The sequence below is a fragment of the Desulfovibrio sp. Huiquan2017 genome (assembly GCF_017351175.1).
GTDB lineage: Bacteria > Desulfobacterota > Desulfovibrionia > Desulfovibrionales > Desulfovibrionaceae > Pseudodesulfovibrio.
In genome coordinates, this window is sequence record NZ_JAFMPN010000002.1 from 139363 (window position 1) to 151821 (window position 12459).

General features: G+C 62.9%; 10 protein-coding genes. 9 read left to right on the forward strand and 1 reads right to left on the reverse strand.

What is annotated here, in order from left to right:
• Nucleotides 1–261 precede the first annotated feature (261 nt).
• The 5 genes from J0909_RS02295 to J0909_RS02315 all read left to right on the forward strand — a co-directional run bounded on the left by J0909_RS02295 (nt 262) and on the right by J0909_RS02315 (nt 6998).
• A complete protein-coding gene (locus J0909_RS02295; protein WP_207260149.1) occupies nt 262–1173 on the forward strand; it encodes a 4Fe-4S dicluster domain-containing protein in 912 nt (303 codons plus the stop codon).
• Nucleotides 1163–2326, forward strand: a complete 1164-nt coding sequence (gene nrfD, locus J0909_RS02300) for an NrfD/PsrC family molybdoenzyme membrane anchor subunit (protein WP_207260151.1) — start codon at nt 1163–1165, stop codon at nt 2324–2326. Before J0909_RS02295 ends, nrfD begins: the two co-directional genes overlap by 11 nt.
• A gap of 41 nt (nt 2327–2367) precedes the next feature.
• Nucleotides 2368–4482: a tetrathionate reductase family octaheme c-type cytochrome gene (locus J0909_RS02305; RefSeq protein WP_286181717.1), complete on the forward strand. Its 2115-nt coding sequence runs from the start codon at nt 2368–2370 to the stop codon at nt 4480–4482.
• 320 nt (nt 4483–4802) lie between these two features.
• Nucleotides 4803–6467 carry a methyl-accepting chemotaxis protein gene (locus J0909_RS18520; protein WP_353616724.1) on the forward strand — a complete coding sequence of 555 codons (1665 nt, stop codon included), beginning with the start codon at nt 4803–4805 and terminating at the stop codon, nt 6465–6467.
• 12 nt (nt 6468–6479) lie between these two features.
• On the forward strand, nt 6480–6998 hold the full coding sequence (locus J0909_RS02315; RefSeq protein WP_207260154.1) for a chemotaxis protein CheW: 519 nt from the start codon (nt 6480–6482) through the stop codon (nt 6996–6998).
• Between the two features lie 99 nt (nt 6999–7097).
• Here the strand turns inward: J0909_RS02315 and J0909_RS02320 are convergent, their stop codons facing one another.
• Nucleotides 7098–7514: a hypothetical protein gene (locus J0909_RS02320; protein WP_207260156.1), complete on the reverse strand. Its 417-nt coding sequence runs from the start codon at nt 7512–7514 to the stop codon at nt 7098–7100.
• A 72-nt stretch (nt 7515–7586) separates the two neighbouring features.
• On the opposite strand from J0909_RS02320, the gene J0909_RS02325 reads away from it, so the two are divergent.
• The 4 genes from J0909_RS02325 (at nt 7587) to J0909_RS02340 (ending at nt 12459) form a co-directional block, all read left to right on the forward strand.
• A complete protein-coding gene (locus J0909_RS02325; RefSeq protein WP_207260157.1) occupies nt 7587–8921 on the forward strand; it encodes a LuxR C-terminal-related transcriptional regulator in 1335 nt (444 codons plus the stop codon).
• A 123-nt stretch (nt 8922–9044) separates the two neighbouring features.
• Nucleotides 9045–9611: a molecular chaperone TorD family protein gene (locus J0909_RS02330; RefSeq protein WP_207260158.1), complete on the forward strand. Its 567-nt coding sequence runs from the start codon at nt 9045–9047 to the stop codon at nt 9609–9611.
• 33 nt (nt 9612–9644) lie between these two features.
• Nucleotides 9645–11891, forward strand: a complete 2247-nt coding sequence (locus tag J0909_RS02335; protein WP_207260159.1) for a molybdopterin-dependent oxidoreductase — start codon at nt 9645–9647, stop codon at nt 11889–11891.
• A gap of 10 nt (nt 11892–11901) precedes the next feature.
• Nucleotides 11902–12459, forward strand: a complete 558-nt coding sequence (locus tag J0909_RS02340; protein WP_207260160.1) for a 4Fe-4S dicluster domain-containing protein — start codon at nt 11902–11904, stop codon at nt 12457–12459.

The window sequence follows — 12459 nt, forward strand, 5'->3', positions numbered from 1 at the left end:
ACTGCTCCCCGTCCGGCTTCGCCGTGTCACCGCCCGGAGAATAGTCAGGCGATCCGGTCTGTTGACGCCATGAAAAAAGTGACGGTGGAACTGGTTCGCCCTCCTCTCTTCCACTACCCCCTATATTCCCTTGCCGCCCCATGCGTGCGGGCGGTGAATGTCTCCGAAATGTTGATCGGGATCAATGTGATGAATTAAATATTCTCCTATGATATGTACGTGAATAGCCAATAGTGGCTTGGAATGTAAGGAGGTATGATAATGACAGTATCCCGTAGAGGATTTTTGGGCGCGTTGGGGATCGCGGGGGCGGCCTCGGCGACACTGCCCGGAAATGCGCAGGCGTGGCAATCCAAGGCGCCGCCCGATCCGTTCGGCTGCCTGGTGGATCTGACCCGCTGCGTGGGGTGCCGGAAGTGCGAGCAGGCGTGCAGCGAGGTCAACGACCTGCCCGAACCCGCCGTGAAGTTCGACGACCTGACCGTGCTCGACGCCAAGCGCCGGCCGGACCAGAACGCTTTCACGGTTATCAACCGGTACTACACCGGGCGCATCGACGAGCGCGATAAACTGGTGCCGACCTTCGTCAAGGTGCAGTGTATGCACTGCCAGGACCCGGCCTGCGTGTCGGCCTGCATCACCGGGGCCCTGACCAAGAAGGAGAACGGGGCGGTCCATTACGACGTGAACAAGTGTATCGGCTGCCGCTATTGCATGGCGGCATGCCCCTTCGAGATCCCGGCCTACGAATACGACAAGCCCATCCTGCCCAGGGTGCGCAAGTGCACGTTCTGCTTCGAGCGCATCAGCAAGGAAGGCGGCAAGCCTGGCTGCGCGTCCATCTGCCCGGTGGAGGCGATCACCTTCGGCAAGCGTTCGGAACTGCTGCGCCTGGCACGGAACCGCATTGAGAGCGACCCGGCCCGGTATATCGACCACATCTACGGCGAACACGAGGTGGGCGGCACGAGTTGGCTGTACATCTCCAACGTGGATTTCAAGAAGGTCGGCTTCCAGGAACTGCCCACGCGGCCCATGCCGCAGACCACGGAGACCATCCAGAGCGCGCTGTTCAGCTACCTGTGGTCCCCGCTGGCCCTGTTCGGGGTCCTGGGGGCGGTCATGGGCGTGACCTCGCGCAAGCATGACAAGGAGAACGGCCATGACGCATAAGCCCGCACCTATCGATCGGCCCTTCTGGACCCCCGGCGTGCTGGTCATGCTCGTCCTGATGATCGGGGCCGGTCTGACCCTCGTCGTCCGCTACACCTACGGCCTGGCCGCCGTGACCAACCTGAGCAACCACTATCCGTGGGGCATCTGGATCGGCCTGGACGTGGCCTCGGGCGTGGCCCTGGCCGCAGGCGGGTTCACCACCGCCTTTCTGGCCCACATCATGGGCCGCCATTACTACGAGGCCGTGACCCGGCCCGCACTGCTGACCGCCGCGCTCGGATACACCTTCGTGGCCCTGGCCGTGACTTTCGACGTGGGCCGCTCCTGGGCCATCTGGAAGCCGGTCTTCTATCAGAATCACACCTCGGCCCTGTTCGAGGTGGCCATGTGCGTCATGGCCTACGTCACCGTGCTGTGGATCGAGTTCATCCCGGTCCTGGCCGAGAGGCTGGGCCGCAAAATCAAGCTACTGGCCTTCCTGGATCGCATCCTGGACAAGACCATGTGGGTCTTCATCATCCTCGGGGTGGTGCTGTCCTGCATGCACCAGTCCAGTCTGGGCACCCTGATGGTTATCGCGCCGACCAAGACGTCGCCGCTGTGGGCCACGCCGCTGCAACCGCTGCTGTTCCTGACCTCCGCCTTTGCCGTGGGCTATCCCATGGTCATCGTGGAGACGACCATCGCCACCACCTCGCTCAAGCTGGAGTCCGAGATGAACGTGCTCGGCCCGCTGTCCAGGATCACCATCCTGCTGCTCGGCGTGTACATGGTCATCAAGCTCGGCGACCTGGTCTCGCGGGGGGCGTACGCCACCCTGCTGGACGGCTCGGCCCAGAGCAACTCCTTCCTGGTGGAGGTGGGACTCGGCGTGATCCTGCCGTGGGTCATGCTCCTTTTCCCGGCGGTGCGCCGTTCGCGCAGGCTGTTGTTCTGCGCGGCCCTGCTCATCGTTTCGGGCGTGATGCTCAATCGGTTCAACGTGTTCGTGGTCTCGTTCAAGGCCCCGTATGCGGAACATCCGTATTACCCGGCCATAGGCGAAATACTGGTCACCGCCGGAGCCGTGGCCACGATCTTCTTCCTTTACAGGCTGATCGTGACTTGGTTCCCGGTGCTTTCCGCCCAACGACAGGAGGTGTCCCGATGATGAGCAAGCTAAATTGGCGGCTGGCCGCCGCCGTTCTGGTCATGCTCCTGGGCGTCGGGGTCTGCGGCTATGCCGCGCCCGCGCCGGATGCCAAGTCCGAGGCCGTGGAAAAGTCCCGCAAGGATCGGGTTCCCATGCCCGCAGGGTGGTCGCCCGAGGATCAGGTCAAGGCCGAGGAGGAGGCGAAAAAGGCGTACCCCTTCGTCAAGGACGTGCTCATGGAGGATCTGCCCCTGCGCCAGCAGCGTCTGCGCGAGATGGGGCTGGGCCTCAAGGACGTCAAGCACAGCTACATGCTGCTCGACAGCCCCTATGTGGACACCTATGAGCGCAAGTACGGGCCGGTGCGCTTCATGCATGCCAAGCATGCGGCCGCCCTGGACGGGGACTGTGCCGCCTGTCACCACTTCCGCCCGGCGGACGAAAAGTCCCCGGAAGCGGTGGCCTGCCGCGCCTGCCACCAGGACAACCGCCAGGAGAACGGCAAGGAGCGCATCGGGCTCAAGGCCGCCTACCACATGCAGTGCATGAACTGCCACGAGAAGATGAAAAAGGGGCCGGTCAGTTGCGAAGGGTGTCACGACAAGCGCCCGGTGGACCACAAGGAACTGGTCAAGCTCCCGGAAAATCCCACCCCGCAGCAGGTCACCCGGGAGTGCCTGCGCTGTCACGAGCAGGCGGGCGAGGACATGCTGACCACGGCCCACTGGCTGTGGCGCGGACCGTCCCCGTACACGGTGGAGCACCGCAAGAGCGTCATGTCCGGCAAGGGCACCACGACTCTGAACAACTTCTGCCTGTCCGCCATCAGCAACGAGAAGCGGTGCACCTCCTGCCACGCCGGTTACGGTTGGAAGGACGACACCTTCGACTTCTCCAACCAGGAAAATATGGACTGCCTGGTCTGTCACGACACCACGGGCAGCTACAAGAAGGCCCCGCCCGCGGCGGGCATGCCCGACCCCAAGGTGGACATGGTCTACGTGGCCAAGAACGTCGGCCCCACCAGCCGCAAGACCTGCGGCGTCTGCCACTTCAGCGGCGGGGGCGGGGATGCTGTCAAGCACGCGGACATGTCGGCCCAGCTGTATTGGCCCGACCGCAACTGCGACGTGCATATGGGCGGTTACGACTTCCAGTGCGTGGAGTGCCACAAGACCCGGAACCACAAGATCTCGGGCCGGTCCACTTCCGTGCCCGTGGCCGAAGGGTCCCGCGCTTGCGAGGACTGCCACACGTCCAAGCCTCACTATGGCGACAGCCTGCTCGACCATCACCTGAACAAACACTGCGAGACCGTGGCCTGCAATACCTGCCATTCGCCCATCTACTCCAAGTGCGCGGCGACCAAGACCTGGTGGGATTGGTCCACGGCGGGCGACAAGCAGCGCGAGGTGCACAAGGACAAGTACGGGAAGCCGGACTACAACTGGATGAAGGGTGACTTCCGCTGGAAAGAGGCGTCACAGCCGGTCTATGAATGGTTCAACGGATTCATGGAGCGCCGCCTGCTGGGCGACCTCATCGAGCCCGAGGCCAAGGGCTTCCGGCCTGGCGAACATCCGACGCCTGCGCAAAAGGCCGCCATGACGGTGACGGACATCACCCGTCCGGTGGGCTCCTTCGGGGACCCGCGCTCCAAGATCACGCCGTTCAAGATCATGGCGGGCATCCAACCCGCGGATGCCGAGTACCGGTATTTGCTGGTGCCGCACCTCTTCCCCTACGGCAAGGACGACGTCTCCGCCTTCTGGAAGGGGACCGACTGGCAGTCCGCGTTCAAGGAAGGCATGGCCAAGGCCGGGCTGCCTTACAGCGGCAAGTATATGTGGGTCGCCACCAACATGTATTGGCGCATCGAGCACGAGGTCATGCCCAAGGAGCACGCCCTGTCCTGTGCGCAGTGCCATGACAGCCTCAAAGGCGAAAAGACCTGCGACCGCTGCCATCAGGATGCCCGCGACGGCCGGTTCCGGGAATTGACGGAAAAGGGCGCGGACTTCGAGCTGCTCCGGATGATGGGCCGCGATGTGGGCGATCTGATCGGCAAGACCGACTACATCGACTTCAAGAAGCTCGGCTACAAGGGTGATCCGATCCTCTACGGCGGACGGTTTACCCGGTTGCCGCTTGGGCAGAGGCCGGAAAAGCGATAGAACGCGTCCGTTTGCGCAAAAATCCGGGCCCGGGGTCGCATGACTCCGGGCCCTTTTGCGTCCGGCGGAACGGGCCGTTGCCAAATGGAGAGGGGGGGGCGCACCGCCGGCCTGTCTGTCTGGAAAAGGTCGTCGTGCAGGCCTTCTCAGAACCTTATGCAAGGCGGTATAAGTTAGTACGTATAGAGTGGACATCTACTTGTATAATCAGACAAATATAATGTCTTTAGATTTGCGGACATGTTCTAGCTCCTCAAGTATGGCTATGTCTGATCCCATTCGTCCATTCCCTATGACCGCTCTCACAATAAGGAGCACGCATGAAACTGTTTGAAAAAGTATCTGTGAAACTGTCTGCTTCGTTTGGGTGTCTTATTTTGCTTTCCATCCTGCTCGGCGTTTTTTCGATCCTGAAATTGAATGTGATAAACAACGATTCAACCACCATGGTCGAAAACTGGATCCCGTCCATAATCAACGTCAATAAGGTCAATACGGCCACGTCGGATTTCAGGATCGCGGAGTTGCAACACACCTTGTCCATCGACGACGAGAGCATGCGGACCTTTGAGGGAAATATGGCGGAGGAGGAGGCGAAGATCAAGCAGGCGTCGGACGCCTATGAACAGCTTCTCTCGAGCGACCGGGAGCGGTCGCTGTTCCATGCCTTTCAAGCGGCCTGGGCGGAATATATGGCGGTTCACAAGAAGTTTCTCGCCCTCTCCAGAGCCAACAAGAACGAGGAAGCCCAAGCTCTTTTGCGCAACCAGTCGCAGGACAAATTCATGGAGGCCAGCTCGGCCCTGGAAGAGCTCATCGCCGAGAATTTCAAGGGAGCGGAGGCGCAGAGCGCCGAGGGTGATGCCAACTACGAGAGCGCCAAGCTCTGGATCAGTTCGATCCTGCTGGGCGTGGTCGCGATCAGCGTCCTGTTGAGCCTTCTCATCATTCGCAGCTTGCTCGGCCAGTTGGGCGAGGAGCCGGTGCTTATCGCCTCCATCGCGCACCGCATCGCCGAAGGCGATCTGACGCTGAACCTGACCCGGAGCAAGCCCGCCGTAGGCGCGTTCGCCGCCATGCAGCAGATGGTGGAAAAACTCCAGGAAGTGGTTTCCAATGTCCGGGAGGCCGCCGACAACGTGGCTTCCGGCAGCACCGAGATCAGCTCCACGGCGGAGGAGATGAGCCAGGGGGCCACGGAACAGGCGGCGGCGGCCGAAGAGGTCTCGGCGAGCATGACCCAGATGGCCGCAAACATCGAGCAGAACACCCAGAACTCCCGGCAGACCGAGGAGATAGCCAGCAAGAGCGCGAACGACGCCACCGAGGGCGGGGAGGCCGTGACCAAGACCGTGGTGGCCATGAAGGAGATCGCCGAGAAGATCACCATCATTGAGGAGATCGCCCGGCAGACCAATCTCCTGGCCTTGAACGCGGCTATCGAAGCGGCCCGCGCGGGAGAGCACGGCAAGGGATTCGCGGTGGTCGCCGCCGAGGTCCGCAAGCTTGCCGAGCGCAGCGGGACGGCCGCGGCGGAAATCAGCGACCTGTCCTCGTCCAGCGTGGAGGTGGCCGAGCGCGCGGGTGCCATGCTGACCAGCCTGGTTCCGAACATCAACAAGACTTCGGACCTGGTGCGGGAAATCACCGCGGCCAGCGACGAGCAGAACAGCGGAGCCGCTCAGATCAGTTCGGCCATCACCCAGCTCGATACGGTCATCCAGCAAAGCGCGTCCTCCACCGAGGAACTGGCCGCCTCCAGCGAGGAACTGGCCGCTCAGGCTCAGGAGTTACAGGCGACCATGTCGTTCTTCAGGGTTTCCGAGGGCGGCCAGAGCCAACCGAGCCGAACTTTGACCCGCGTGACCGAGCGCCGCGCCGCGTTGCCGCACGGCTCCGCCCCGAAGGCGCCCCGGGCCACGAAGCCCAAGCCCCTCGCGTCGGGTGCGGATGACGGTTCGGATCATGGCTTTGAACGGTTTTAATCGGAGAAAGCCATGACGACCGACCATTTTTCCAGACAATATCTGACCTTCGGCATAAACCGCGAGGTCTTCGCCCTGGATATCGCCCGAGTGCGCGAAGTCCTGGAGGTGACCGAGGTTTGCGAACTGCCGAAGACGCCCGACCACATGAAGGGCGTGATCAACCTGCGCGGCCACGCGGTGCCGGTGGTGGACATGCGCGGCAAGCTCGGCCTGGGGCCGGGTGAACGCACCGTGGATACCTGCATTATCATTCTTGAAGCCGGCGACGGGGCCGGGACGTTGGGCGTGATCGTGGATTCGGTCCGCGCGGTGGTGCGCATCGAGTGTGACGACATCGAGCCCGCGCCCAGGGCGGGCGGTTTTCGCCAGGCGGAATATGTCCAGGGGCTCGGCCGCAGCGACGGGCGTTTTATCATCCTTGTGGATGTGGACGCGATCTTTGCCGGGGAGGAGCGGCCTGTTCCGGACCGCACGGGACAGGTCCCGGCAATCGAGGAACCGGCTTCGGCCGCCTGTCCGGTATCCTAGGGAGCGCAATCCCGCGGGAGATAGCCGCCCCCGGTCTTGCCGGACCGGGGGCGGCCTGTCTTTTCGTTGGACGCAGGAAGAGGCCGGGCCGTCCGCAGCCTATGGCGCGACGTCCAGGTCCAGGGTGGCCTCGATCAGCGACTTGGCCCTGACCCCGCCACAACTCGACTTGGAGACCTCGTTGAGCAGGATGAGGACGCGATACGATCCGGGCTCGGCGAAGGTTATGGTCGTTTCCGGATAGCCGGGCCGGACTTTGGGCTTGGCGCCTTTGGGCCGGACCGGGAACTCCACGTTCACGGCGGTGTAGGCCCCCATCGGGAATTGATACCCCTTGAGGTCGAAGACCGCCTTGACGGGCTGTCCCGCCTTGGCGGGCCCTTGCAGGCGGACCTCGCCGCCGGGCGTCGCCGAATGGATTTCGTCGGCCCGGGCCGGACCGGACAGAAGCGCAGCCCAGGCGAAAGCCAGGACGGCGCAGGCCGCGAGCAGGGGGGTGAGGGAGCGTTTCTTCATGGCTTGATCATACGCCCGGTCCGGTATATTGCAAGGCATGGGTATCCATTGGGTATGCGCATGGGAGGCGTCATGAAGAACCGATCCGGCGAGCAGCGGCACTATTGGGACATGCTGATGAACCTGGAGGGGGAGGAGAACTATTTCCTCGAACGCTGGTCCATCCGCATGGAGCAGGCGGGCTACCTGGAACACACCACGGCCAAGCGGGCCGACTGCCTCCTGGCCCTTTCCGATTTTCTGATGCCCATGCGGGAGCACCGCGACCGGGGCATGGCCAATCCGGACTTCCCCTGGCTCATCCGCCATGAAGGGGAGTGGGGACGGCCGCAGATAGAATCCGCCCGGCGGCACCGCATGCGCGGTATCACCGCGGACATGTACATCGGCTGCTTCAAGACCTTCATCCACAGCCTGGTGGACGTCATCGAGAAGATGGACGGCTCCTACGAGAGCAAGGTCCAGGCGCGCCGCCACGTCAAGCTCTACGGGGACGCCCTGGAGGTCCTGTTCGTGCGCGACTGGACGCGCATTTTGCCGGACCTGGCCGCGCAGAAGCTGGATGAGGCCAACAGGCTGCTGACGCTGGAGAAGTGCCGCTACGAGAACATCCTGGACGCCTCGTCCGAGCTTATCCTGGTGGTCGGCGGCGACGGCCGGGTGACCAAGGCCAACCGGGCGGCCCTGGCCGTGCTGGACGCGAAGGAAGCCATCGGTGCGCCCGTCTGGGACGTTTTGTCCGTGGAGGGGCAGTCCCTGGCCGATCTGCTCAAGTATTATCCCGAGGGTACGTCCTGCGAGGTGAATCCGTTCAACGAGACCGTCGTCTACCGCATGCAGATCAACTCCATAGGCAACGTGTCCATGGCCAGCGACGAGTATATGCTCATGCTGACCAACATCACGGCCCACGCGGCCCAGCGCGCGACCCTGGAGCGGGTGGTCTCCGAACGCACCGAGGCCCTGCGCCGGGAAAAGGAGCAGCTTGAGGAGATGAACATCACCCTGCGCAACGTGCTGCAATCCATCGACCGCGAGCGCGCGCAGCTCCTGGGCGAGGTCTCGGCCAAGGTCAACAACCTGGTCCTGCCCGCTCTGGAACGGATCGAGAGCGAAGAGGACGCGGTCATCCGCAAGGGCTACCTGACCGTGGCCAAGGATCAGCTGGGCCGGCTGGCTCCGGGCAGCGGCGGTTCGGATCCACTGCTGCTAAAACTGACCCACATGGAGACCCGTGTGGCCCAGTTTATCCAGGCCGGGCATCCGTCCAAGGAGATCGCGGAGTCCCTGAACATCTCGGTGGAGACGGTCCAGACCCACCGCAAGAATATCCGGCGCAAGCTCGGCCTGCACGGCAAGAGCGTCAGCCTGTACGCCCACCTCAAGACTCTGGGGCTGACTGCCTGATTCTTTCGGAATGGGTAGTTGCTGCTACCCATTCTATCCCCACTTTCCCGTCTGTTGTCCTCTCGCATGATTATCATACTGGGTTAAGCATGATCCCGGTATGTTGTTTAATGGAGGAAAAACATGACGGACGAATCGCATACCTGTGACGAGGCCCGGGCCCTTCGGGAGTTCTTCGCGGCAAGGAATGCGGCGGACCTGAAGCGCGCGGCGGCCGGCATCTCCGATCTTTTTCATTTGACCCTCGCGCCGGACACCGACTGGATCGGCGCGGAATACGATTTCAACCGGCTCTTCGTCGGCCCCATGGCCGTTCCGGCCCCGCCCTACGCCTCGGCCTACCAGTTCGAGCCCACGCTCATGGGCAAGCCGACCATGGATGTGCGCGAGGCCTACCGCGTCCTGGGGCTCCGGGTCCCGGATCAAGGGCGCACCCCGGACGATCATCTGGCTTTCGAACTCGACCTGGCGGCGGCATTGCCGGGTCCGGGCGCGTGTCCGGAGGACGATCCCGCGCTGGCCGAGGTCCGGGAGTGGCTTTTGGGTGAGCACCTGCCGGGGTGGGTCCCCGCTTTCATCGAGGCCGTGCGGACGCAGCCGGAGGTCTGCGAACCCGTAAGCATGGCCATGGACGCTCTTGAAGGTTGGCTCGAAGCCGTTCGCCCCCCGGCAAGGGCAGGCGAGGCATAAAAAAACTTTCAACATGATCTGGAGGAGGATCATATGACAGCGAGAAAATGTATGTTCAGCAGACGGCGCTTCCTGCAAGGGGCGGCCGTGGCGGGCGCGGCGGCCATGCTGCCGTGCTCCCTGCTGGTGCCCGACGAGGCCCGGGCGGCCGCGTTCAGCGAAGGCGACTACCAGACCTTCCGCAACGCCTGTCCGCGCAACTGTTACGACACCTGCAGCATCAAGACCTACGTCAAGGACGGGGTCATCCAATTTATCGAGGGCGCATCCGAGTCCACCTACACGGACGGCGGCCTGTGCGTGAAGGGATACAGCTACACGCGGCGGCCCTACAGCCCGGACCGGGTCAAGTACCCCATGGTTCAGGACGGGCGGCGGTCCGGCAAGTGGCGGCGGGTGTCCTGGGACGAGGCCCTGGACATGATCGCCAGGAAGGTGCTCAAGCTCAAGGAAGAGGACGGCAACCTGCTCGGCCTGGGCATGACAAAATATTCCGGTAACTTCGGCATCACAAACTACGGCGTGGAAGGACTCATGTCCTCGCTGGGCTACACCACCCGTTTCGTCGGCACCCCGTGCTGGCCCGCAGGCATCGACGCCCAGAACTACGACATGGGCAACATGTGGTGCAACGATCCCGAGGACATGGTCAAGGCGCGTTACGTCATCATTTGGGGCGCGAACCCGGCCTGGTGTTCGGTCCATTCCATGAAGTACATCATGGAGGCCAAGCGGCGCGGCGCCAAGGTTGTGGTCGTGGACCCGGTCTTCACCCAGACCGCGGCCAAAGGCGACGTTTACTGGCAGCCCAAGACCGCCTCGGACGGAGCCCTTGCCCTAGGCATGGCCCGGCACATCCTGGACAAGGGACTGGTGGACGAGGACTTCGTCCATACCTACGGCCTCGGCTTCGACGAGTTCGCCGACTACCTGCGCAACAACGTGACCGTGGAATGGGCCGCCGAACAGTCCGGCATCCCGGCCCGTGAAATCATGGAAGTGGCCGAGGAATTCGCCTCGGCCGACCCGGCGACCATCTGGATCGGCTATGGCATGCAGCGCCACACCAACGGCGGGGCATCCGTGCGCTCCATCGACGCGCTCGTAGCCATGACCGGCAACGTCGGCAAGGAAGGCGGCGGCGCGCGCTACGGCCACCTCCAGACCTGGGGCTTCAACTACCACGCCCTGATCCAGAAGCAGCCCGAGGGCTCCAAGGGGTTCCTGGGCGGCGCGGCCAAGGGCGAATTCGACTTCACCAGCGGCTCGGGCGCGAACTATACCGATCGCACCGTGAACATCAACAAGACCGCCCAGGCCATCCTGGACTCCGCCGACCCGGCCATTCGCATGCTCTGGGTCTCCTGCAAGAACCCCTTTGCCCAGGATTTCGACCGGCCCAAGCTGGAAAAGGCCTTCGACAAGCTCGAAATGGTCGTCACCGTGGACCAGTTCTTCAACGAGACCGTGGCCAACTCCGACATCGTCCTGCCGGTGACCACGCTGTTCGAGGAATGGACGGTCAACGTCTCCTATTGGCACTACTGGCTGTCCGTCAACGAGCAGGCCATCAAGCCCATGTTCGAGACCAAGTCCAATATCGAGATCGCGGCGGCCCTGTCCAAGAAGATGAACGAACTGGCCCCGGGCTCCTGCACCTTCCCCCAGGACATCGACACCAGGGAATGGATGGAGAAGGAATTCAACCAGGGCATCTACGACATGTTCGGCATCAGCGACTGGACCGAGCTCAAAAAGGGCCCGGTCAAGGCCAAGCTGGCCTCCTCGGCGGCCTGGAACGACAAGAAGTTCGGCACGCCTTCGGGCAAGTACGAGTTCAAGTCCGAACTGTGCGAACAGCACGGCCACAAGGCGTTGCCCGAGTTCAAGGCCGGACGCGAGCATTATGACAAGTTCCGCCTGCTTACCCCGCATACCAAGTTTGGCCTCCACTCCCAGTTCGTCAATCTGGACTGGATGCACGAATACAACAAGGAACCCTACGTCTACATGCACCCCAAGGCGGCTGCCGGGAAGGGAATCGAGGATCTGGACATGGTCCGCGTGTTCAACAAGGTCGGCGAGCAAAAGGCCCGGGTCAAGCTGACCGACAACGTGACCGAGGACTGCCTGCTCATGTACGAAGCGTGGTTCGGCCGGGGCAACAGCTACAACGTCCAGAACCTGGTGGACGACGAGTCCGCCGACATGGGCGCGTTCAAGGCCGGTGCGCCGGGCGTGGCCATCCACGACCAGTTCGCCGACATCGAGCGGGCGTAAGGAGGATGATATGAAAAAGCAATACGCATTCCATGTGGATACCGAGCGGTGCATCGGCTGCTTCACCTGCGCCATGGCCTGCCGCAACTACTATCATCAGGTGGAGGGCGTGGTCTGGCGGCAGGTCCACCCTCTGAGCGAGGAGATCTATCCCCATCGGGAACGGGCCTTCCTGTCGTTGTCGTGCAACCACTGCGAGCATCCGGCCTGCCTGAACGTCTGCCCGGTGGAGGCGTACACCAAGCGGGAGGACGGCGTGGTCGTCCATCACCAGGAGAAATGCATCGGCTGCGGCAACTGCATCCGCTCCTGTCCCTACGGCGCGCCCAAGTACAATCCGGTGGAAAAGCGCGCCGAGAAGTGCAGCCTCTGCCACGAGCGGCTGGATGCCGGGCTCAAGCCCGCCTGCGTGCAGGCCTGCCCCACGGACGCCTTGCAACTCATCGACCTGGCCGAGTTCACGGAGACCAACGAGGTCCAGTACCCGGCGGGCTACCCCCGGATGGAGGAACTCAATCCGTCCACCCGGTTCGTCCTGCCTCAAACCCCCAAGATGGTCAGGAGGTAG